General features: G+C 50.0%; 20 protein-coding genes and 1 tRNA gene. 11 read left to right on the top strand and 10 right to left on the bottom strand.

Annotation, left to right across the window (positions count from 1 at the left end):
- Positions 1 to 13 precede the first annotated feature (13 nt).
- Together rpoN and M1D30_RS00870 are read right to left on the bottom strand one after the other, a co-directional pair.
- Positions 14 to 1,507, bottom strand: a complete 1,494-nt coding sequence (gene rpoN / locus M1D30_RS00875) for an RNA polymerase factor sigma-54 (protein ID WP_248505266.1) — start codon at positions 1,505 to 1,507, stop codon at positions 14 to 16.
- A gap of 45 nt (positions 1,508 to 1,552) precedes the next feature.
- The gene (locus tag M1D30_RS00870; protein ID WP_248505264.1) at positions 1,553 to 2,203 is read right to left on the bottom strand and encodes a hypothetical protein; all 651 of its coding nucleotides are present in this window, start codon (positions 2,201 to 2,203) and stop codon (positions 1,553 to 1,555) included.
- A 102-nt stretch (positions 2,204 to 2,305) separates the two neighbouring features.
- On the opposite strand from M1D30_RS00870, the gene M1D30_RS00865 reads away from it, so the two are divergent.
- Entirely contained in the window at positions 2,306 to 3,613 is a 1,308-nt protein-coding gene (locus tag M1D30_RS00865) for a histidine-type phosphatase (RefSeq protein ID WP_248505262.1), read from the top strand.
- Positions 3,614 to 3,634: 21 nt separating this feature from the next.
- Here M1D30_RS00865 and M1D30_RS00860 read toward each other — a convergent pair whose 3' ends face one another.
- Both M1D30_RS00860 and M1D30_RS00855 read right to left on the bottom strand, forming a co-directional pair.
- Positions 3,635 to 4,054 (bottom strand): SufE family protein, encoded by a 420-nt coding sequence (locus tag M1D30_RS00860; RefSeq protein ID WP_248505261.1) that lies wholly within the window; start codon positions 4,052 to 4,054, stop codon positions 3,635 to 3,637.
- 43 nt (positions 4,055 to 4,097) lie between these two features.
- Positions 4,098 to 5,339, bottom strand: coding sequence for a peptidase U32 family protein (locus M1D30_RS00855; protein ID WP_248505259.1), 1,242 nt, complete (start codon positions 5,337 to 5,339; stop codon positions 4,098 to 4,100).
- Between the two features lie 86 nt (positions 5,340 to 5,425).
- Here M1D30_RS00855 and M1D30_RS00850 point away from each other — a divergent pair, with 86 nt between their 5' ends.
- Complete coding sequence (locus M1D30_RS00850) at positions 5,426 to 6,268, top strand: C1 family peptidase (protein ID WP_248505257.1); 843 nt, start codon at positions 5,426 to 5,428, stop codon at positions 6,266 to 6,268.
- Here M1D30_RS00850 and cysS read toward each other — a convergent pair.
- Positions 6,246 to 7,739: a cysteine--tRNA ligase gene (gene cysS / locus M1D30_RS00845; protein WP_248505255.1), complete on the bottom strand. Its 1,494-nt coding sequence runs from the start codon at positions 7,737 to 7,739 to the stop codon at positions 6,246 to 6,248. The two genes, M1D30_RS00850 and cysS, sit on opposite strands and share 23 nt — an antisense overlap.
- A 342-nt stretch (positions 7,740 to 8,081) precedes the next feature.
- Here cysS and M1D30_RS00840 point away from each other — a divergent pair, with 342 nt between their 5' ends.
- On the top strand, positions 8,082 to 9,866 hold the full coding sequence (locus tag M1D30_RS00840) for a hypothetical protein (protein WP_248505253.1): 1,785 nt from the start codon (positions 8,082 to 8,084) through the stop codon (positions 9,864 to 9,866).
- A 57-nt stretch (positions 9,867 to 9,923) separates the two neighbouring features.
- A complete protein-coding gene (locus M1D30_RS00835) occupies positions 9,924 to 11,345 on the top strand; it encodes a DUF5723 family protein (protein WP_248505251.1) in 1,422 nt (473 codons plus the stop codon).
- A gap of 91 nt (positions 11,346 to 11,436) precedes the next feature.
- On the opposite strand, the gene M1D30_RS00830 is transcribed toward M1D30_RS00835, so the two are convergent.
- Entirely contained in the window at positions 11,437 to 11,865 is a 429-nt protein-coding gene (locus M1D30_RS00830; RefSeq protein WP_248505249.1) for a hypothetical protein, read from the bottom strand.
- A gap of 239 nt (positions 11,866 to 12,104) precedes the next feature.
- Here M1D30_RS00830 and M1D30_RS00825 point away from each other — a divergent pair, with 239 nt between their 5' ends.
- Both M1D30_RS00825 and M1D30_RS00820 read left to right on the top strand, forming a co-directional pair.
- Positions 12,105 to 12,245 carry a hypothetical protein gene (locus M1D30_RS00825; protein WP_176756963.1) on the top strand — a complete coding sequence of 47 codons (141 nt, stop codon included), beginning with the start codon at positions 12,105 to 12,107 and terminating at the stop codon, positions 12,243 to 12,245.
- A 199-nt stretch (positions 12,246 to 12,444) separates the two neighbouring features.
- Positions 12,445 to 13,806 (top strand): ATP-binding protein, encoded by a 1,362-nt coding sequence (locus M1D30_RS00820; RefSeq protein ID WP_248505247.1) that lies wholly within the window; start codon positions 12,445 to 12,447, stop codon positions 13,804 to 13,806.
- 11 nt (positions 13,807 to 13,817) lie between these two features.
- Here M1D30_RS00820 and M1D30_RS00815 read toward each other — a convergent pair whose 3' ends face one another.
- Together M1D30_RS00815 and M1D30_RS00810 are read right to left on the bottom strand one after the other, a co-directional pair.
- Positions 13,818 to 14,405 carry a hypothetical protein gene (locus tag M1D30_RS00815; RefSeq protein ID WP_248505245.1) on the bottom strand — a complete coding sequence of 196 codons (588 nt, stop codon included), beginning with the start codon at positions 14,403 to 14,405 and terminating at the stop codon, positions 13,818 to 13,820.
- A gap of 80 nt (positions 14,406 to 14,485) precedes the next feature.
- Positions 14,486 to 15,517 (bottom strand): hypothetical protein, encoded by a 1,032-nt coding sequence (locus M1D30_RS00810; RefSeq protein WP_248505243.1) that lies wholly within the window; start codon positions 15,515 to 15,517, stop codon positions 14,486 to 14,488.
- A 156-nt stretch (positions 15,518 to 15,673) separates the two neighbouring features.
- Here M1D30_RS00810 and M1D30_RS00805 point away from each other — a divergent pair, with 156 nt between their 5' ends.
- From M1D30_RS00805 to M1D30_RS00785, 5 genes are all read left to right on the top strand, one after another.
- The gene (locus M1D30_RS00805; RefSeq protein ID WP_248505241.1) at positions 15,674 to 16,534 is read left to right on the top strand and encodes a zeta toxin family protein; all 861 of its coding nucleotides are present in this window, start codon (positions 15,674 to 15,676) and stop codon (positions 16,532 to 16,534) included.
- Positions 16,535 to 16,919: 385 nt separating this feature from the next.
- A tRNA-Arg gene (locus tag M1D30_RS00800) sits at positions 16,920 to 16,994 on the top strand.
- A 36-nt stretch (positions 16,995 to 17,030) separates the two neighbouring features.
- Positions 17,031 to 17,969 carry an aldo/keto reductase gene (locus M1D30_RS00795; protein WP_248505239.1) on the top strand — a complete coding sequence of 313 codons (939 nt, stop codon included), beginning with the start codon at positions 17,031 to 17,033 and terminating at the stop codon, positions 17,967 to 17,969.
- Between the two features lie 42 nt (positions 17,970 to 18,011).
- The gene (gene fucP / locus M1D30_RS00790; protein WP_248505237.1) at positions 18,012 to 19,259 is read left to right on the top strand and encodes an L-fucose:H+ symporter permease; all 1,248 of its coding nucleotides are present in this window, start codon (positions 18,012 to 18,014) and stop codon (positions 19,257 to 19,259) included.
- A 5-nt stretch (positions 19,260 to 19,264) separates the two neighbouring features.
- On the top strand, positions 19,265 to 20,284 hold the full coding sequence (locus M1D30_RS00785; protein WP_248505234.1) for a zinc-binding alcohol dehydrogenase family protein: 1,020 nt from the start codon (positions 19,265 to 19,267) through the stop codon (positions 20,282 to 20,284).
- Here M1D30_RS00785 and nrdG read toward each other — a convergent pair.
- Together nrdG and nrdD are read right to left on the bottom strand one after the other, a co-directional pair.
- The gene (gene nrdG, locus M1D30_RS00780; protein ID WP_248505232.1) at positions 20,281 to 20,760 is read right to left on the bottom strand and encodes an anaerobic ribonucleoside-triphosphate reductase activating protein; all 480 of its coding nucleotides are present in this window, start codon (positions 20,758 to 20,760) and stop codon (positions 20,281 to 20,283) included. The genes M1D30_RS00785 and nrdG overlap by 4 nt on opposite strands.
- Before the next feature lie 45 nt (positions 20,761 to 20,805).
- A complete protein-coding gene (gene nrdD / locus M1D30_RS00775; protein ID WP_248505229.1) occupies positions 20,806 to 22,905 on the bottom strand; it encodes an anaerobic ribonucleoside-triphosphate reductase in 2,100 nt (699 codons plus the stop codon).
- Between the last annotated feature and the right edge of the window lie 268 nt (positions 22,906 to 23,173).

The raw sequence follows: 23,173 nt of genomic DNA, 5'->3' as shown, positions 1-23,173 counted from the left end.
CTCTATACTTTGGTCATTTCCTCAGTCGGGCAATGGGAATGCCTAACATCTCACGGTATTTTGCCACCGTACGGCGTGCAATGGGATAGCCCTTTTGATTGAGGGCCTCACACAGAGCTTCGTCGCTCAGGGGTTTTCGTTTATCTTCTGCCTCTACGACCTCGCGTAGGGCGGCTTTAATCTCACGGGTTGACAGTTCTTCGCCGCTCTCAGTCACATAGCCGTCGCTGAAAAAGTACTTCAGGGGGAACAGTCCCCAGCGTGTCTGCACATATTTCGAGTTCGACACACGCGAAATGGTACTCAGGTCGAGTCCTGTCTTCTCGGCCACATCCTTCAGGATCATCGGACGGAGCAGCGACTCGTCACCCTCCTCAAAGAAGCGGTGCTGCAAACGGATGATGGCCTTCATCGTCGTGGTCAGCGTACGGCGGCGCATCTGCACGGCATCAATAAAGCTCTGGGCGGCCTCTACTTTCTGTTTGGTGTAGAGCAAGGCCTCCTTCATCTGTCGGCTGAGTCCATCCTTATTGGTCTGATAATCTTTCAGCAAATCAGCAAACGACTGCGACACCTGCAGCTGCGGCACCTCGCCACTGTTCAGGGTAAAGGTGATGGTGCCATCGTCCAGGGTGTCCACAATGAAGTCGGGCGTAATCTGCTGCATCGAGCGACCTATTGTCTCACCCATGGCAGCACCTGGTTTGGGGTTCAGGCGTCGCAACTCACGCAAGAGCTCATCCGTCTGTAGGTCGGTCAGTCCCAGGGCACGTTGTATCTTGTCCCAATGCTTCTTGGTGAAAGCATCGAAATAGTCGGTAATCACACGGTGCATCAGGTTGGTCAGGTGCGAGGACGTTTTGCGTTCAATCTGGAGCAGCAGACACTCCTGCAACGTCCGGCCGCCAATACCAGGTGGATCCAACTGTTGCAGGCGACGTAGCACTTGCTCCATATCGCCCAGACTGATGTCAATGCTGTGATAGATGGCCAGCTCCTCGATGATTGTGTCGAGGGGGGTACGCAGCAGTCCATCGTCATCGAGCGAACGGATTAGATACTCCATCACATAACGGTCGCGGTCGGTCAGCTCCATCTCACCCACCTGCTCCAGCAGTTGGTCGTAGAACGACTGTGTATCGCCCAGCACCATGTCCTCGCGCTCATCGGCTGTCGACATGCCGCCGTGATAAACGGGCAGGTCCTCATCATCGCGCCCTATATTCTCAAGGGCAGCATCCAGTGCATCGCTGCGTTCCTCACGCTCACGCTGACTGTCAAAATCATCGGATGTATCCTGGGAATCGGAGAAGTCGGGCGACTCCGGGAAGTCGGGGTCTTCCGTGTTCGTCTCCAATGCGGGGTTATCATGCATCTCGGTCTCGATACGCTCCATCAGTTGCTGAATGGGCAACTCCACCAGCTGCGACTGCAACAGTTGCTGCTGCGAGACACTCTGCTGCAACTTCTGCTCAAGCTTCTGTTCTTGTATCTGACCTTGTGGCATTGTTTTTCTTTATAACACTATAGCCTTTTTTTGATAGAATAGCGCCTAACTCTTGAAATACGCTTTCAACTCCTCGGCATAAGCAGCCAACTGTTCTGTTGCTATGTTCCCATAGCGCTGCCATAACTGTCTGCACGACTGAAGCAGAGGCGAGGAGACTTTTTCTTCACGATTCAGGTAGGGATCACAGATCTGGAACATCTCAAGCACCTCAACGACATCCGCGGGCTTCACCTTCATCAGGCGGGCCAAGTCCTGCACCTCTGGCGTCTCGGTCACCATGGTGATGGTGCTCAGACGAAAATAAAGGTCCAGAATCAGTATCAGCATGATGGGCGTAAAACGGGCATCCTCTGCCAGCGGACGAAAGTCCTTCTCAAAGGTCTCCGCCACCTCAACGCCCTGATAGAAGTCATCGGCAGCACCAAAGCCTTTCATCTCACGCAACAAACGCACAGCCCTGGCCAAGCGGCGAGGGTTCTGACTGTAAGTCTGCCAGATGCGTTCTATGCGAGGCGTTTCCAAGCGTGCTATCTGCTGCATCTTGGAGTGCAACACCTGCGGAACGATATGCAACTCGATGCTCAGGTCGACTAACGTGCGACAGTAGAGCGGCTTCACACCTACAGGCTTCTGCAAGTATATCTGCATCAGCAACAGCCAATAGTCATCGTGCCAAACAGTGTTCTTTGCCATAAATCCATGAATTATGCCGCAAAATTACAAAAATTTTCGAAATCATACATCACCATTTCAATCTTTTTTGTATCTTTGCCCCCACTTAGTTGACTGAAATACATGAAAAGGCTTTTAATGATATATGGCATGCTGGTACTGGCGCTCACCGTCTGCGCACAGAAACCCCAGCAGGACATCAAAAAGAACCTCAGACTGTCTGGTGGGTCATTCCTGGCCTATCCTGGTCCCAAGCAGCATAAACTGACGTCAGCGCCAGAGAACAAAAAACCCTTTTATATCAGTCATTTTGGCCGACACGGTTCACGCTACCCAACGAAGACGGACGATTTCACCTATGTCATTGAGACCCTGCAGAATAGTGAGGACGCACATGCCCTCACGCCATTAGGCAGCGATGTCCTTCAGCGCGTTAAGATGATGGAACAGGAAGCCTACAACCGTGCTGGCGAGCTCACCTCCTTAGGCGCCCAGCAACAGCAAGAGATTGCCGAGCGCATGACACGCCGCTTCCCCACCGTGTTCGAGGGAAACGTCACCATCGAGGCCAAGAGCACCACATCCATACGTGCCATCCTGTCGATGACAAACGCCCTGCTTCGCCTGCAGGCCCTGAATCCCAAACTAAAGATCAAACTGGATGCCAGTCAGGCCGACATGGACTATCTACGCCATAACGACAAACTACTCAACACCAAGTCGCTGAGCGACGAAAACGTTGCTGTTTACAACGCCTTCGTCGACAAGCACTCACCATGGCAGCGCGTCATCGGACAGCTCTATGCCGACACGGCCTATCTGAACCACAACGTCGATGGTTTTAAACTGAACAAGTACCTGTTCCGCCTGGCTTCCGTGGTTCAGGACATGGACATCAGAAAGAAAATCACGCTCTACGACCTGTTCACGGATGAGGAGATTTACGAGAACTGGCGTAAGGATAATGCCTTCTGGTATCTGGGCTTTGGCTTTGCTCCCACCAACGGCGGCAAGATGCCGTTTGGACAGCGCTTCCTACTGAGGAACATCATCGAGAAGGCCGACAGCTGCCTCAGGTTAGACCATCCTGGCGCCACCCTGCGCTTTGGCCACGACACGGCATTACTGCCCTTGATATGTCTGATGGGCATCAACGGCTACGACCTGTCTACCAACGATCTCGACCAGATGGAGCGCCAGGGATGGGCCAACTACAAGATGATTCCCATGGCTGGCAACCTGCAGTTTGTGTTCTATCGAAACGGCATCCACGACAAGGATATCCTAGTAAAAGTACTACTCAACGAGAACGAGGCCACGCTGCCCTTGAAGACAGACATAGCCCCGTATTATCATTGGGAGGATTTCCGCAATTACTACCTGCAGCGCATCAACGCCTACAACGAGGAGCGTGCCCTGGAGGAGGAGTAACGCCCCTTTCTTGTTCTATTCTCACCCCTTTGCCTGGAAAGCCAACGCATACATACGCATCTGCTTGACCATGGCCAACAGGCCATTACTGCGTGTGGGCGACAGGTGTTCCTTCAATCCTATCTCTTCGATGAAATACAGATCGGCACCCAGAATCTCCTGTGGTGTCGCATCACTCAGCACACGAATAAGCAAAGCCACAATGCCTTTCACAATCAGCGCATCACTCTCGGCACTGAAATGAATCTTTCCGTCAGCATAGTCGGCCTGCAGCCATACCCTACTCTGACAGCCGTCAATGAGGTTTTGCTCTATTTTATATTTCTCATCAAGTGGCTCCTGTTCATTGCCCAAGTCAATGAGCAACTGGTACTTATCCATCCAGTCGTCAAAGCCTGCAAACTCTTCAATAATCTCGTCTTGTCTTTCGTTAATTGTCATATCTCTCAACTTTCTCGTTTTTTACCTTACCACCAAAGGCAAGTTACTCAACGGTCTCTATCTTAAACAACTTATCACTGGGGCGCACCTTCTCGGGCACCTTGATGCTGACACGTGTACCCTGCTGGGCTGTCTGCACACTGCTGGTATCGTCGTGAATCTCGTCGACGCTGACATAGAGTGCACCCGTTGTGGGACCTGTGATGAGCATCTTATCGCCCACACTGAAGGTGCCAGCCTCAACGGCAAACTCAGCCACACCGAGTTTCGAGAAGTACTTCACACCCTTACCAATATAGCGCTTGCGCTCCGTAGCATTGGAACCGTAGTTTGAGTTCCACTCGCCCAAGGTCTGTCCTTGATAGTAGCCATCCCAGAAACCACGGTTGAACACCGTTGCCAAGCGCTCGTCCCAAGCATCCTTCTTCTCTTCGGTAAAGGTACCGTCGAGCACACTCTGGATGGCTTCCTTATAGCACTGCACCACGGTGAGCACATATTCAGGACCACGTGCACGACCCTCAATCTTAAAGACGCGCACGCCACTCTTCATCATCTTGTCGATGAAGCGAACGGTCTTCAAGTCCTTCGGACTCATGATATACTTATTGTCAATCTCGAGCTCCGTTCCTGTCTCACGATCGGTCACGATATAGCTTCTGCGGCAGATCTGCATGCAGGCACCACGGTTGGCCGAACGGCCTGTGTTGTCAAGACTCATATAGCACTTACCACTCACGGCCATGCACAGCGCACCATGACAGAACATCTCTATGCGCACCAGCTCACCACTGGGGCCACAGATATGCTGTTCCTCAATCTGACGATAGATCTCGGCCACCTGGTCCATACGCAGTTCACGGGCCAGCACCACCACATCGGCAAACTGTGCGTAGAACTTCAGGGCCTCAACATTCGAGATGTTCAACTGGGTAGAGAGGTGCACCTCCATACCCACCTTGCGACAGTAGGTCATCACGGCAATATCGCAAGCAATGACGGCCGATATCTTTGCCTCGACAGCAGCATCCACAATCTGATGCATGGTCTCGATATCCTCACCATAGATGATGGTGTTCACAGTGAGATAGGTCTTCACGCCAGCCTCATTACAGGTGGCGGCGATATCGCGCAGGTCATCAATCGTAAAGTGATTGGCAGAATGGGAGCGCATGTTCAACTGCTCCACGCCAAAATACACGGAATCGGCTCCTGCCTTCAGGGCTGCAGCCAGCGAGTCGCGACTGCCCACAGGGGCCATTATTTCAAAATCATTCATTTTCATGGTGCAAAGTTACTACTTTTTTTTGTACCTTTGTCATTCCACTGCCGTTTTTTGCTTATCTTTGCACCCAAATTCAAAGAAACGTCATGAAAAGACTGTTGTTTTTCATCTTGATAATGAGCACTTTATGTAGTTGCACGCACAAGCCCAAGGGGTTTGTGAACGACGTGCTGCTGTCCTATACACCCGTCAAGGACCAGGACACCTCGCAGGTGTGCTGGGCCTATGCCATGCTGTCCACCATTGAGACAGAGCATATCATGATGGGCGACTCTGTTCACCTCTCTGTGGCATTCGTCGAGAAGGCCGTGGAGGCATGCAAGGAGGCGCCTGCCTCGAAGCGTGGCATGGGCATCACGGCTGTGAACATCATTCAGAAATACGGACTGGTGCCCTATAACTCGATGCGCACGGTGGATATCCCCAAGCCACGCCTGGCGTTTATGTATGGCGCCGAGTACACGCTGCAGGAGTTTGCCAGGAGTGTGTGTGCACCAGGTGAGTATATCGGACTAATGAGTGACAGCGACCTGCCCTATGGTCAGACAGCCGTGCCCCAATGGAAGGACAACTGGGAGGGCAACGCCCTGCTGAACCTGCCCATGGACTCGCTGCTGAGCATCACTGAGCGCGCCATCCGCACTGGTCATGGTGTGTGCTGGGAGGGAGACATCAGCGAACAGGGGTTCAACTGGGAGGAGGGCTATGCCGTCACCTCGCTGTGGAACGGCAGAACCACCGACGACCACTGCATGGCCATCGTGGGACTGGCACACGATGAGGAGGGCGAGCAGTATTTCATCATGAAAAACTCATGGGGCACAAAAAATCCGTATGATGGGTTGATGTACCTCTCATACGGATATTTCTTGCGTAAGACGGTAGCCGTCTTTCTGAATCGCCAACTTATTTATTCAACTTCCAGGTAACACCGTCCTTGGTGTCCTTCACCTCGAAGCCGGCAGCAGCCAACGCATCGCGAATCTGGTCGCTGGTGGCCCAGTCCTTATTGGCCTTAGCCTTGGCACGAAGCTCCAGCACCATGTCAACCACCTTACCGAAAGCTTCCTCACGACTATCGTTAGAACCACTCTTCTCTTCCTTCAGGCCAAGGATGTCGAAGGCAAAGAGACGCATGGTCTCTGAGAGTTCCTTCAGGCAGTCGGCACAGATAGTGGCCTTGTGGTCGATGAGCTTATTGACCACGGTGCAAGCCTCGAAGAGGTAGCTCAGCACAAGTGGTGTGGCCAGGTCGTCGTTCATAGCATCGTAGCACTTCTGGCGCAGGGCCTTTACCACCTTCTCGGTCTCAGCATCACACTTGTCTGAAACCTGCACACGCTCCAGATCGGCAATGGCATTCATCAACTTCTCGTAACCCTTCTCGGCAGCCTGCAGAGCCTCGTTCGAGAAGTCTACTGTGCCACGATAGTGGGCACTCAGCACGAAGAAGCGGATGGTCATGGGCGAATAGGGTTTTTCAAGCAACTCATGCTTACCTGTGAAGAACTGCTCCAAGGTGATAAAGTTGTTGTACGACTTACCCATCTTCTGACCGTTGATGGTCAGCATATTGTTGTGCATCCAGTATTTCACTGCAGGATGACCCATAGAAGCCTGGGCCTGGGCAATCTCACACTCGTGGTGAGGGAAGATCAGGTCCATACCGCCGCCGTGGATATCAAACTCCTCACCCAGGTACTTACGACCCATAGCCGTGCACTCGCAGTGCCAGCCAGGGAAACCATCGCTCCAAGGCGAGGGCCAGCGCATGATGTGCTCTGGCTGTGCCTTCTTCCACAGGGCAAAGTCGGCCTGGTTGTGCTTCTCGCCCACACCGTCGAGGTTGTCGCGCGAAGCGTCCTTGATGTTCTCCAGCGAGCGTCCGCTGAGGATGCCATACTGGAACTTCTTATTATAGGCCTCAATATCGAAGTAGATACTTCCGTTGCTCTCGTAGGCAAAGCCGTTGTCCAGGATCTGCTGCACCAACTGCTGCTGCTCGATGATATGACCGGTAGCATGGGGCTCGATAGAGGGGCGCAACACGTTCAGTGCATCCATATACTTGTGATAGCGGTTGGTGTAGTACTGGGCGATCTCCATGGGTTCCAACTGCTCCAGACGGGCTTTCTTGGCAATCTTGTCCTCACCCTCGTCGGCATCGTGCTCCAGGTGACCCACATCGGTGATGTTGCGCACATAGCGCACCTTATAGCCCAGGTGCTTCAGATAGCGGAACACCAGGTCGAAGGTGATGGCTGGGCGTGCATGTCCCAGATGAGGATCGCCATAAACGGTGGGGCCACACACATACATGCCCACATTGGGTGCATGCAGGGGCTCGAAGCGCTCTTTCTGGCGCGTCAGTGTATTATAAATAACCAATTTTGATTCCATAATGCTTTCTCCTATTCTATAATGGGTGCAAAGGTACGAAAAAAATCTCTCTCGCCTATCATCATACTGTGTATTTTTCAAATTATCACCTGTTTTTTTATGATTTGATAAGAGAAAAACAGCCATTTATATCCCATTTGTAACAATTTTATGGTCATTTAGAAAAATATAATAAACAATGTTTGGCTGATTGATTAAAATTTCTTAATTTTGCATGGCTTTTGGCAAAACAACAATCGCAAAAACAATAATCATAATTATATAACAACTAAACACTTAAGTATGGAATTTACTAAATTGCAAGTTAAAATGCTATCATGCTTTCTTCTTGCAGGGGGCATAATGTTGGCAGGCTGTTCTACCGACGATAGCATTGACGTGGGTGATGTGGACACCACCATCGGCGTAAACCTGAACGATTTCACTGTTCCTCTTGGAGGCAGTGAAGAAATCACCATTAAAGATCTGTTGAAGTTGAAAGACGACGACTGTATCCAGTTCATCATGGAAGATGCCAATGGCAAGTACATCACCATTGACAACAAGCGCATCGCCATCACTGAAGGCGAGAAGGGCGACTACATCTTCTATAAGAAGGGCGACGACGTTGATCCGGGTAAGCCTCATGTTGATGCCATCAGCATCAACGGTAGCGCAGATAACAACATCAACCCTAAGATTGGTCCCAGTCAGAAGCCTGCAGGATTGGACTACCTGAATGTGGGCGACGAGATCCCCAACTCAGCTGGCTCTGTGAAGGTGCGCCTGAATGCCTTCGACTATAGCACAGACAAGCCTGAGGACGTGGTGAGTCTAGAGACTGCTGGTGTTGACGGCAAGATGACGCTGAACCTTGAGTTCAACAGCAACCTGCAGGGCTTCCTCAAGAAGTTCAATCAGTTTGATATCGAGTTCCCTGAATACATGGTGCCTGAGCCTGAGAGTGCCACCTTTGGCACACTGGTGGGCAACGTGCTGAAACTGGGACAGCTCTACACGAACCAGAAATACACTACCACCGTCAAGATCAAGCAGTTGAAGTTTATGAACGTCGACGCCACCAATAAGTTGGCCATCGAGGGCGATAAGATCAACATGCTGGGCGATGTGAACGTAACCGTATCGTACGACAACCTGGTGAAGGGCAGCGGCGACATCACTGACATGAGAATCATGAGTAAGGTGAATATCGGCACTGTGAAGCTGACCAGCGCCACTGGTAAGTTCAATCCGAACATCGACATCAAGGACAGTGAGTTCAAGATTGACGACGTGCCCGACTTCCTGGACGACCCCCAGGTGAGCATCTCGCTCAACGACCCACAGCTCACGCTGAACATCAACAGTAATGTCGACCTCGACGCTGCCATCGACGGCACCCTCACCTCATATTTCAGCGACGGCACACAGAAGACTGTCGAGGTGAAGAACATCAACGTGCCTCGCAACAAGAACTCTAAGATCCTCATCTGCCGCCAGCCTAAGGCTGAGCCCTACGAGGACTACACGCAGGTGGTGGTGGTCAGCAACCTGTCTAACCTGATTGAGCGCATCCCTGACAAGATCAAGTTCCATGCTGATGTCTGCGTAGACAAGGAGAAGACTGGCACCATCCTGCTGGGACACAACTATCAGATCTCTACAGCATACGACTTCAAGGCTCCTCTCTCAATGCAGGAGAACTCTGTCATCGTTTACGACGACAAGGTGGACGGCTTCCACGAGGATATCGTTGACAACGACATCGACTTCATCGGAGAGGCCAACCTGGTGATCACTGGTAAGGTGACCAACAAGACCCCACTGAAGCTGAAGATCGAGCCTGTGGCCATCGACAACAGCAAGGAGCCTAAGGAACTGCCCAGCATCAAGCTGGAGTCTGACCAGGTGATTGCTTCTAACCTCTCTGGCAAGGAGCCCACTGAGTTGAAGATCACGCTGACCAAGCCTGCCGATGTCAACCTGAAGGACATCAACTTCGACGGCATCAAGTTCAAGGTGATTGCCACCTCTGTCGATGTCACCACCCTGAACAAGGACAAGCACTCTATCAAGATTGAGGACCTGAAGGTGAGCATCAACAGTAAGATCTCTATTGATACCGACAGCAAGAAGGACAAGAAATAAGTCTCGGAAAGTGAGTTAAAGTGATAAGTTTCAACACACCATATACATATATAGACAATGAAAACATCTTTTAGAAAATATATACTGGCCGCAGCACTCACGGCATCGGCTGGAACCATGATGGCGCAAGACTTGAACTCGGCCTACTTCACCGACGACTTCAAGTATCGTCACGATATGAACGCTGCCTACGGCAACGACCAGGGCTATGTGGCCATCCCCATCCTGGGTAACTTCGGTATGCGACTGCAGGGCTCTCTGGGCGTGGGCGATGTGCTGTTTAAGAACCCCTACTACGGCAATCCCAAATATCCCAACGCCAAGAAGACGGCCACCTTCCTGCACCCAGGCATCAGCGCCGACGAGGCTCTGAAGGGCATCAGCAAGGATGGCAACGACCTGATTCTGGATATGGACCTGCCCATCGTCTCTGTGGGTTTCAAGGGCTTTGGCGGCTATAACACCATCGAACTCAAGGAGCGCACACACGTTGGCCTCTCAGTGCCCTACTCGTTCTTCGACTTTGCCAAGAACATGGCCAACAAGGAATATTCGTTCGACGACCTCGGCGCTCGTGGATGGACCTATGCTGAACTCGGCTTCGGCCATTCTCGCCAGATCATGGACAACCTGCGCGTTGGTGCCAAGGTAAAACTGCTCTTTGGTGGTGCCTATGCCGACTTCTCAATGGACGGTGTCAAGGCCAACATGGTGGGCAACAAGTGGATCCTCAGTGGTAAGGCTCGTGGCGAGCTGAACATGAAGGGTGGCAAGTTCAAGACCGAGGAGAAGGAATACAAGGGTAAGGAAGACACCTACAGTCAGGTGAACGGCATCGACACTGATGGTGCTGGCCTCAGCGGCTTTGGTCTGGGCTTAGACCTGGGTGCTGTCTACGAGTTTAAGGACTTCGCCCTCGACTGGCTCGACGGCACAAAGGTGAGCCTCTCGCTCAACGACCTGGGCTTCATCAGCTGGAGCAACACCATGGTGGCCGAATCGGCAGGCAAAGACTTCGAGTTCACTGGTTTCCAGATGAAATATAACGACGGCAGCTTCGAGAATGGTGGCGACGATATTCAGGACGACCTGGCCGACTTCGCCCACCTGGAGGCTAAGGACGACGAGGCTGGCAAGAGCAAGGCTCTGGCTGCCACCGTACGTCTGGGCGTAGAGTATCCCCTGCCTGTCTACGACAAGATCACCTTCGGCCTGCTGGGCACCCATCGCTTCGATGGCATCTACAGCTGGAGCGAGGGTCGTCTGAGTGCCAACTACACCCCACTGAAGTGGCTCGATGGAGGCATGAACGTTGCGTTCACCTCTTACTGCACCACCATGGGTTGGGTGCTCAATGTTCATCCCAAGGGCTTCAACGTGTTCATGGGCATGGACCACATGATTGGCAAGACGGGTGCCTCTGGCGTTCCCCTCGACAGCAACGTCAGCTTCAATTTTGGTATGAACGTCACATTCTAAATAAACACAAAAAAGGGAACTTCGGTTCCCTTTTTTTATGTCTTTATCACAGCGAAATGTTCAGAGGTTGAGGAGAAAAATTGATGCAACGTTACTTCTTCATCATAACAAATGTGAACGTATCAGTTAGTCCAATAATATCTGTTGGGTAAACACGTTTAATCACCATTTTTCCAGTTGATTTATTGAAACTCTTGATGGCATAGCAATAAAAACAATCCATCTTAGAGTTATATTTAGTATAATAACATCCTTTTGTTCGTTTACCTACTTTTGTGAAATCAAATGCGGTAGGGATTGATGCAGACAAATAGTATGGATAAGAGAATGTTGTACCATCACTACAATGCCACAGAGCACTTTTGAGCGCAAATTCATAGAATGGTTTTGAGCGGGTATCATCTGTCTCTGTTAATTGCCATTTCGTGCCGATTAAATCAGAAGTAGAAATGGTTACTTGGCCAACGGCCATATTAGTACATGCAATGAGCATGCAAAAAAAGGATAATATCTTCTTCATTTGTACGGAGTAATTGTTGAGTTAGAAATCACGTTGCAAAGGTAACTCAATTGTATTTTGTCTCCAAATATCTGCGACAAAATAAATAAACAACAAATAAACAGCGACTAAACAATATGTAAATAACAAATTGCCTCATGATCTTTCAAAGAAATAATTACGCTTTTTCTTTTGTTTTATTTACGGATTCAAAAATAATGTGTACTTTTGTAGCATACAAACCAATATCGACATGAGTTATGACATACCTCAACCAATTCCACAAGGAAGTGACGGAGCGCAAAATGCAGAAAATAGCTGCATCTCAGCAATCACCGATGAGCTCAAGCGACTTTGCGCAGTATATGAAGCGCAACGTGGAGATTGCGTCGAAGATGTAAAAGCTCATGGGGATAACTCTTTGATTTCTCTCACTTATCAAGAATTCAAGCTGTATCCGTCCTGCTGATTTTAGATTATATCTTTGGATTTTTTCGAATTTTGCTGAATTATTTCTTTGGATTTTTTCATTTTTTGGCAAATTATTTGTTTGGATAATTTCTTTTTCGTATATTTGCACCCAGATAATCAGACAGTTGCATGTATTACGAAAGATTTATTGACCAACATCTTAGCGAATGGGCAGCACGCCCTGTTCATAAACCAATCTTGCTTCGTGGAGCAAGACAGGTAGGCAAGTCGACTGCTGTAAGACATCTGGGCGAATCATTCAAGTATTTTGTCGAGATTAACCTTGAAAAGCAACCAAACTATATAGAGTTGTTTAAGAAGGATCTTGATGTAAAACGTATAGTACCACAGATGGCTGCCATGTGTGGCACACCAATTGTGGCTAACGAGACGTTGCTATTTATCGACGAGATACAAGAAAGTCAGGAAGCCATTATGGCTCTGCGATATTTCAAGGAGGACATGCCCAATCTGCACGTAGTGGCAGCAGGTTCGCTGCTGGAGTTTGTGCTCGATGATATACCAACTTTCGGCGTAGGGCGCATACACTCCATGTATATGTTCCCCATGACATTCGATGAATTCTTGCTGGCCAACGGCGAGCAGCTTCTGCTGGATGCTCGTCGCCAAGCTAATGCTGATTCGCCCCTGCCCACCCCTCTGCATGACAAGTTGGTTGGATTGATTCGTACCTTCATGTTGGTAGGTGGAATGCCTGAATCTGTTGCCAAGTGGGCAGAAACGCACGATTATCTGCAATGTCAGGAGGTACAGGATGATATCATAACTGGTTACGAAGCCGACTTTCCGAAATACAGAAAGAAGGTTGATCCCCAATTGTTGGTTGCCACCATGCATAGTGCTGCTTCGCAGGTTACTAATAAATTTGTATACTCTCAGGTGGCAGGTGGATATAAGACTGCAGAAGTGAAAAAGGCGCTTGATTTACTTGTCAAGGCTGGAATTTTGATTCCTGTCATACATACAGACGGCAACGGGCTCCCACTGGGCGATGAGGCCGACGAGAGTTATCGCAAACTGCTACTGCTTGATACAGGACTGATGTTGAGACTGTTAAACATGTCGATGGGCGATATTTCGACAATCACCACACATATCCTTACTGCTACTGCAGCAGATTTGGTTAACAAAGGACCCATGGCCGAAATGCTTGCAGGATTGGAAGTGCTACACTATCTTTCACCTAATATCCATCACGATCTATTTTACTGGGTTCGTCAGGCAAAAAATTCGCTAGCCGAGATAGATTATCTGCTTTCGCGCGACATGAAAGTGCTGCCTCTCGAAGTTAAATCTGGCGTACAAGGTGGAATGAAGAGTCTATGGGACTTTATGCGCGACAAGAAACTATCACAAGCCATACGATGCTCGCTCGAGAATTTTGGCAAGTTCGATTATATCGACCCCAAAGCCGACAATGCCGTACGCCACGTTGAGATAGTTCCACTTTACGCTATATCTCAAATGTAAGCATATCTTTTCTATTCTTCTAGTAAAATAACGTCTTCCTCGTCATCATATTCTGGAAGATATACATCAGGAGACACATAACCCTGCGAGTTTGCCTCTGCCTGAGCTTCAGACAACAGATCCTTGTTATAAAGAGTCTTGATTTCTGATGAGCTAATCTTGCGAAACACCTTCTTTTCTTCTGGGTATAACGTCTTATTAACCAATTCGATTTTCTTACTGTTATACGTACCAACAAGCTCAATCTGACTCCAGAAATAATCATTTATCTGCAGCCAGGGATTGTATCCATTGGGAATCTCCTCTACAACACCAGCATTAACAGGACGGTTCGTATACTTATGATTCGTTGAGTTTAACACACAAGTAAACTTCCCTTTCTCCATTGACCAAGAGGTTGCCTTCAGAACAATAAAACCTGGAAAGACTCCCTCAGCCGGATCGTCAGAAAATTCGTTAGAACAGCCATAGAAGTAACAGCTTTTTGTGTTTCCATCCGATACAATCATCAACACCTCATCATCAAAAGAAGTTTTGCTTTCTAAGACCTTATCAAGAGAAGCATCGTGATAATAATAATAGGTTGTGTCGCTTGGCAATCCTGCAAAACAGGACAAACCAATAAGACAGTTTAAGATTAACAATCCAACTTTTTTCATATTTTGATTAAATAATTACGTTAGAACCTTGTTCTAAAGCCTAAAAGGACGACACCCTCGTTGCCATAGCCCAACTCAAAATAGGCGCGAAGCCAACTAGAACCGAATTCCACGCCTACAGCCGAGAACTGGTAAGCCAGTTTCCAGCTTTTGTCCTCTGGCAAGCTAACTTCAGGCTCTTCGTCATAGAAATTATAAAAAAGGCGACGATACTGAAGACCAAGTGCTGCTTTCGTATAGATGGCAGCTTTGGTGTCTTCCCACCACAGATGCTTTACAGAGGGCATCAACAGATGAGAGCGCACCAGGACATCACATCCCTCTGCATCGTCTGTAGAGATCAATTCGTCATATTTCCAATACGGATTTGAACGCCCAGCAGCGTATGCATAATTAAAACCTATGGCCCACTTCCTGCTCAGATAGTAGCTGTAGTGAAGGCCTATTGACGCAGCCCCCGGGTAGCCACAGAGAAAACCTTGTTCATAGCCAAGATTCTTTTCCAGATAATCTTCCATCTTCCGCATCCTGCCCTTATCGACACTGGCACCAATCCCCAAATGACATCCTATCTCGTGGCGACGGAATTTGCTATCACTCAGCTTCTTCGATTGCTCCAGGGGATAGCCCGTCACGCTGTAGATGGGCACGCCCAGCGAGTCACGCTTGCTTATATAAAAACGGTTATAGCGAGAAACAGAAGTCTTTTTTGCCCCCACGTCAATCAGTACGCCAAAGATACCACCAGCCACAAAATTTCCCCATACCCAGTTATTGAATTTCTCTCCAGGAATGGCCTGCACTGCGTTGGCCGAGTCAACAGACACGGTGATGGGCACTTTCAGGTCGTTGCTTGAAATCTTCACCACCTGAGGCAGCATCACCTGCTGATAGGTCGAGTCCTTCGTTTGAATGGAAACAGGCGTATCAATATTTCCCTCAAAGGACAGCTTCGCCTTACTTCCATTTATCGCGTCTACGATAGTAGCACATGAGGTGAGACACAATGCTACAGATATGATTAACAATTTAGTTAAGGTGTACTTCATCATTTCAAATAATTTCAAAAATCGCCACAAAGTTAAAGATTTTGATGTAAAGAACAAAAAAGATACGAATAATTATGATGATTTTTTGTATTTTTAAGAATTAGTCGTATATTTGCAAACGAGAAACATACACCATATTAATATATATATAAGTGGACCATGAGAAATAAGACGAAGCTATTCCTACTAGTACTACTGGTTCTCTGCCAGACCATCGTGTCGGCAGCAGGCCTCAGCAGCGCCAGCAACGAAAGTGTCGACTCTGCGAAAGTCGTTATCAAGGGCAAGGCCGCCTATCAATGGGTGGGCGAGCACCTGGACTCGCTGGCCGATGCCTATCTGACAGGAAGTGGCAACATACTCGACCCAGACAACGTGCGCGAGGGACTGAGATGCATTGGCTATAACGGACTGAACGTGACCGACTATATCATGGCAAGTCGACAGATAGACAGTCTGGTGCTGATAAAGTTGCTGAACCGTGCCGAGGCCGAGCACAACAAGACCATTTTCTTTATGATGGGCTCGACAGGCGCTGGCAAGTCGACCTCCCTGAGAAACAATCCCAAGTTGAAAGAGCTGGTGGACCGTGCCGGACTGGTTTACGATGGAGCGTTCATCAGCATCCCATCGTTCGAGACGCGCCTGAGGATGGTGCAGGAGCGTGGCTTCAAAGTGAGCGTGGTGTTTGTGCACAACGATCCAGAAACAGGTTTTACGAATGTGATAAACCGCATGATGCGGACCAACCGCTCCATGAGCTATCATTACTATATCTACTGCTATCCCCATTTCCGCAAGCGCATTGCCTATCTGCAGGAACAGCATCCCGACATCACGCTTTATTGCCTGGACAACAGTGGCAACAAAGGTGGTGTGCGCGTCAGCATAGAGGAGGCCCTGAAATGGGATTATACCATCACAGAGCAGATGGAGCGCAAGCTCTACGACATCATGCAGCACTTTATCGACTCAGGCCAGTTGACCCCTGAGCAGATTAAAGCCCTGACTGCTCAATAAAAACAAAAGCATTTTTTAGCGCCAAATTCTCCAAAACCCTTGGTACCAAGGGGCTGGTACTCACAGTACCAACCCCTCTGGTATTTTTAGTACCAACCCCCTTGGTACTCTCAGTACCAAAGCTTGGTAGCCACACTACCAAGCGTTGGTAGCCAGGCTACCAAGCCGTGGTAGTGTGCCTACCAAAGGTCGGTAGTGTGCCTACCAAAGGTCGGTAGTGTGGATACCAAATGGTGGTAGCGTGGATAATACATTGGCCAAGAAGTATGAACAGAACACAAGAATAGGACAAAAACAACAAAGAGAGGGCGGAAAAGGGAAAAAAATGACTTTTCAGCCCTCTCTTTTCACTTTTTTTAGTACCTTTGCATCTGATTTTTTTGATGCCCTGATAGTTAAATGGATATAACAAGGCTCTCCTAAAGCTTAGTTCCGAGTTCGATTCTCGGTCGGGGTACCATGAATAACAAACTGAGAACCAATTAAGAATTATAACATGAGGTACACTGAGTTAGGACGGACGGGAATGAAGATTTCCCACCTGAGCTTTGGCGCATCGTCGCTGGGCAGCGTCTTTCGCGAGACCAACGAGAAAGAGAGTTTTGAAGCCGTTGAGGCAGCCATCGAGGGTGGCATCAACTTCATCGACGTGAGTCCGTACTACGGCCACTACAAGGCCGAGACCGTGCTGGGCAAAGCCCTGCGCAACATTCCACGTGACAAGTATTACCTGAGCACCAAGGTGGGACGCTACGGCAAGGACGGCGTGAACACCTGGGACTACTCTGCCAAGCGCGTCACCGACAGCGTTTATGAGAGTATGGAGCGCCTGGGTATCGACTTCATCGACCTCATTAACGTACACGATATTGAGTTTCAGGCGGCTCGTCCTGGAGGCCTGCAACTGGTGGTGGACGAGACCCTGCCCGCCCTCTTTGAACTGAAAGACAAGGGTGTGGTGGGTCATGTGGGCATCACCGACCTGCAGCTGGAGAACCTGAAATGGGTGGCCGAGAGAGTGCCCGTGGAGAGCATCCTAAACTTCTGCCACTATACCCTGAACGACGACGCCCTGACCGACTATCTGGATTTCTTCGAGGCCAAGGGCATCGGCATTATCAACGCATCGCCCCTGAGCATGGGACTGCTGTCGCAGCGTGGCGTGCCTGCATGGCATCCTGCACCCAAGGCGCTGGTGGAGGCCTGTCAGAAGGCTGCCGAGCACTGCAACGCCAAGAACTATCCCATCGAGAAGTTGGCTGTGCAATACTCTGTGAGCAACCCTCGCATTGCCTCAACCCTGTTCTCATCGGCCAACCCTGCCAACGTGCGTCGCAACATTGAATGGGCCAACGAGGAGCCCGACTGGAACCTGGTGAAGGAGGTTCAGGAGATTATTGGCGACCAGCAGCGCGTGACCTGGGCCAACTCATAACTAACCACGACGATATAAGCAATAAATAACTAACAACCGACAATGAAAAAGAATCAACTTGCCCTGGGCCTTATCTTCTGCCTGTTCTTCCTCTGGGCCATCAGCAGCAACCTGCTGCCTACGATGATTCGCCAGCTGATGAAGACTTGCGAACTGAACACCTTCGAAGCCTCGTTTACTGAGAGCGCCTACTGGTTGGCATACTTTATATGCCCCATCCCCATCGCCATGTTCATGAGGCGATTCAGCTATAGGGTGGGCATCGTCACGGGTCTGCTCATCGCTGCCTGCGGCGGACTGCTGTTCTTCCCTGCAGCTCAGGTGAAGAGCTATGGCGTGTATCTCTGTATCTTCTTCGTCATCGCCACGGGCATGTGTTTCCTTGAAACGGCAGCCAACCCCTACGTCACCGTATTGGGCGACGCAGAGACGGCTCCACGACGCCTGAACCTGGCACAGTCGTTCAACGGACTGGGCGCCTTTATATCGGCCATGTTTCTGAGTAAGCTGGTGCTGAGCGGCAACGATTTTACACGCGAGACCATCCCTGCCGACTATCCTGGCGGATGGGAGGGCTTTATCCAGACCGAGACGGACGCGATGAAGCTGCCCTACCTCATCCTGGCCCTCGTGCTGATTGCTGTGGCCGTGATGCTCATCGTGGTGAAACTGCCTAAGGTGGGCGACGAGAGCACGGACAAGAAAGGTAAGCTCATCGACTTCTCGACACTGAAGAAGCCACACCTGCGCTGGGGCGTCATCGCACAGTTCTTCTATAACGGCGGTCAGACAGCCATCAACAGCCTGTTTCTGGTTTACTGCTGCACCTACGCCGGCATCGACGAAGATACTGCCACCACGTTCTTCGGCCTCTATATGCTGGCCTTCCTGCTGGGACGATGGGTGGGCACTCTCATCATGGCTAAGATTGAACCCACGAAGATGCTCACCTTCTATGCACTGGCCAACGTGGTGCTGTGTGTGGTCATCATGAGCTTTGGCGGCTATGTAGGACTTTATGCCATGCTGGCTGTGTCGTTCTTCATGAGCATCATCTATCCCACGCAGTTCTCACTGGCCCTGCACGGCCTGGGCGAACAGACGAAGTCGGGCTCGGCCTTCCTCGTGATGGCCATCGTGGGCAACGCCTGCGTGCCTCAGTTCACGGCTTACATCATGCACCAGAACGAGACGTTCTATCAGGTGGCCTACATCGTGCCCCTGGTTTGTTTCGCTGTGTGTGCCTTCTATGGATACAAATATAAATCACTATTAAAGGTTAACAAGTAAGAATCATGAAAGCAATTCAGATTTCACATCAGCAGGAGTTGAATGTTATAGACATAGAAAAGCCCCAGGCTCTGGCCCAGGGCGAGGTTCTGCTGAAGTTGCACTATGTGGGCTTCTGCGGCTCGGACATTAACACGTTTATGGGACGCAACACAATGGCACTGAACCCTGTGATTCCAGGTCATGAGGTGGGTGCCGTGATCGAGGCTGTGGGCGCTGGCGTGCCCGACAACCTGAAGCCAGGCATGGTGGTGACCTGCAACCCCTATACCAACTGCGGCAAGTGTGCATCGTGCCGCAACCGCCGCGTGAACGCCTGTCAGCACAACGAGACACTGGGCGTGCAGCGCAATGGTGCCATGATGGAATATATCGTGCTGCCCTGGGAGAAGGTGATCACGGCTGGCAGCCTGACACCTAAGGTGTGTGCACTGGTTGAGCCGATGAGCGTGGGCTTCCATGCTGTGAGCCGTGCCGAGGTGACGGATATCGACGTGGTGATGGTGATTGGCTGCGGCATGGTGGGCATGGGCGCCATCGTACGCTCGGCCCTGCGTGGTGCCACGGTGATTGCCGCCGATATCGACGACGAGAAGTTGGCACTGGCCAAGAAGATGGGTGCCACCTATACCATCAACACCAAGAACGAGGATGCTCACCAGCGCCTGCAGGAGATGACCAACGGCTTTGGTCCTGACGTGGTGATCGAGGCCGTGGGCAGCGTGCCCACCTATCAGATGGCCATCAACGAGGTGGCCTTCACGGGTCGTGTGGCCTGCATCGGCTATGCCAAGAGCGAGGTGTCGCTGCAGACAAAGTACTTCGTTCAGAAGGAGCTCGACATCCGCGGCTCACGCAATGCCCTGCCTTCTGACTTCCGTGCTGTGATTCACTATCTGGAAAACAACGAGTGCCCCATCGACACTCTGATCACCAAGGTGATAAAGCCCGAAGAGGCACTCGAAACTATGCGTTGGTGGAGCGAGAACCCTGGCAAGGTGTTCCGCATCCTGGTGGAGTTCTAAGAGATTTGCTGTTTGCGCCAGAAGCGATAGGTGATATCTTCAAACTCACCATCGGCGGTCTGGCGATAGAGACGCTGATTGGTGGTGGGACTGTTCAAGGGTCCCAGATGACGGATAAAAGGACCGATTTTGATATAGTCAAAGTCGGTCTTTTTGATGACCGCCGGCACACGCAGTCGGCCACTATACCAAGCCACCTTGAACTGTGGATAGGTCTCGTGGATATACTGCGCCAACAGATTGACACTCTTTGGGTCGGCATCACCGCCCATAAACGAGATACAGGTGATATCATTGCCGAAGCGCTCTACGAAATCATCGAGCGCTTCGGTATTCAGAGGAAGGCCAACGTCTTCCCAGAGATACTGGCTATGGCAGCCCGGGCAGCGGCATGGACAGCCACTGATATTGATGGCCAAAGTTACTTCGTCGGGTATCTCTTGAAAGACAATGCCTGTGTTTACGTATTTCAACATATTTCTATTGCGATAGCAAAGATATACTTTTTACCTTTTTACTTTTCATTTTGCGGCATGGGCGTAGAAGCGACGGGCAGCCTCTTCCTGACGTGGCTGCGAGAAGTTGCTCACTCGCTTCAGATAGCCAATGATACGGGTCATATAGTCCACATTCTTTGAATGACACTTAGGACACTCGTGCAGATAGCGCTTGTCGATATGACCGCAGTCGTTACATACGGTGTTGGGGATATTGAACGTGAAGTAGTTACAACCTTCCTTGGCAGCCACCTTCAGCAACTGCAGGTACTGCTCCTTCGACAGGTGCTCGTCGAGGTTCATGTGCAGGGCCGAACCACCAGTGAGGTGCTCAATATAGGGAGCGCCGTGCAACTTGAATTTGTCGATGACTGAGAGTGAGTCGTCCTCGACCACATAGAAATAGCTATTGTAGCAGTCGCGTGGCACGAAATAGCCGTCCTCACGGTCCCACTTGGCATGCTTCACACCCACATTCTCGGCAGGAATCATCTCGCAGTTGAACATCACGTCCTTGGTGCGATACTGCTTGTTGTACTTCTCGATAAGACCCAGGATGCCCTGCACGAAGTTCTTATAGTCGTCGTTAGGCGTGATCTTCAGTCCCATGAACTCGGCAGCCTCTACCAAGCCGTTGATACCAATGGTGAGGTACTGACGACCGATATTGATATAGCCAGCATCGAACAGCGGCAGCATGCCATGCTCCTGCAGTTCCTTCAGGTTCTCGTTATAGGCCATCTGCACCTTATGGCACAGGTCGATGATGCCACTCAGGTACTCCAGATAGTCCAGCTTGTTGTTCACGGCATACTGGATACAGCGATTGAGGTTGATGGTGAGCACTGACTTAGATCCTGTGCTGACGCCACCTGCACCCAGGGTATAGCTGAAGCCATTGTCGGTGATCTCGTTGCGCAGACGGCAGCAACTTGACAGCGAGTCAGCATTATCACTCATATAGGTGAAGAACGAGTGGCCCTCAGCATACATCTCGGCCGTAAACTCGCCCCACTCCTTATCCTTGCAGTCGCCATTCTCGTCGACCAGCAGGGCCATCGTCTCAACGGGGAAGGTCAACAAGGTCTTGGTGCGCTCTTTGTTGAACCATTTCATGAAGCGCTTCTGCAGCCATGACAGTCCATCCCAGTCGGGCTGTGAGCCATCAGGGAAGTAGAACTCGCCGAAGATGCTCTGGAAGTAGTACTTGTCGTAGTAGGCAATGTTCCAGAACACGGCCTGATAGTTGCGGGCACCTGTGGGCTGGTTCAGCGTATAGACTATCTGCTCGAAGTAGTCGGTGATAATCTTGTCGATGGTGCGCTTCTTCAAACTCAGGTCGGCCTGCTCGTCGGCACGCTTGTAGTAGTCCTGTCCATACTCCTTACCCATGAAGTAGTTCATATACATCAGGAACTCTGGTGTGGCGCAGGCGCCACTCAGCATGGAACTGACCATGAACACCATGTTGACGAAACCACCAGCGAACGACTTCATGTTGGTGGGAGCTGTTGAGTTGCCACCAATGGCCAGCGTGCCACCAATGAGCCAGGGATACATGGTGATAGAGGCACAGTAGTTGGCCAGCGAAGTCTCGTCGTTCTTATATATAAAGTGGTGTGTCAGCTTGTCGATATATTCGTCGGCCAACTGCTTGCCATACATCTTCTTGATGCGGTCGGTGAGCAGACGGCGGTTCAGACGGATGAAGTTTGACTTAGGCAGCTCGCCAATGAGTGTGGCAATGTTCTTGTGCTCCACATTGGCATTGGCATCGTACTTAGAGCCTGTGGCAGCGTTCACCGATTCCATATACTCAGAGAGGAACATCATCTTCTCCAAGGTCTCGCGGTCCTCGGTATGCTCCTGACGATAAAGGATAAAAGACTTTGCCACCTTATAGAAGCCCTCACGCATCAACGCCTCCTCAACCTGGTTCTGGATATCCTCCACCTTGATATCATCCTTAATATCCAGGTGACTGATAATCTTGGAAACAGTGCCAAGGTCAGCAGGTTCATCAACACTCTCGAATGCCTTGGTAATAGCATTCATAATCTTGTCTAATGAGAAGCGGTCTTTCGAGCCATCTCGCTTCGTGATGGTAAAGTTCTTAATTTCCATTATTATGTTAAATTTACGTTTTGTTTTTAGGTTCACACTTACAATAAAAGTTTTCTGTTTTGGACAACTTTTTGATTTTTGGATTTTGAAAAGTTTTCCAAAACCGTCAACTTCATTTCGTTTGCAAAGATAAGAAAATTCTATAAAACAACCACACGTTTTACGGAAAAAATTAACGGGAAAAAGATATTTTTCTTTTCTGCACAAGCCACTAATAGTGTGCACTTCCTAACAACAAGACATAAAAAAAGGATGCACGCACACGCGT

This window comes from Prevotella sp. E15-22 (genome assembly GCF_023204875.1).
Taxonomy (GTDB): Bacteria; Bacteroidota; Bacteroidia; order Bacteroidales; family Bacteroidaceae; genus Prevotella.
The sequence above is the reverse complement of the archived record's forward strand: the minus strand, read 5'-3'. Positions and strand labels throughout refer to the sequence as shown.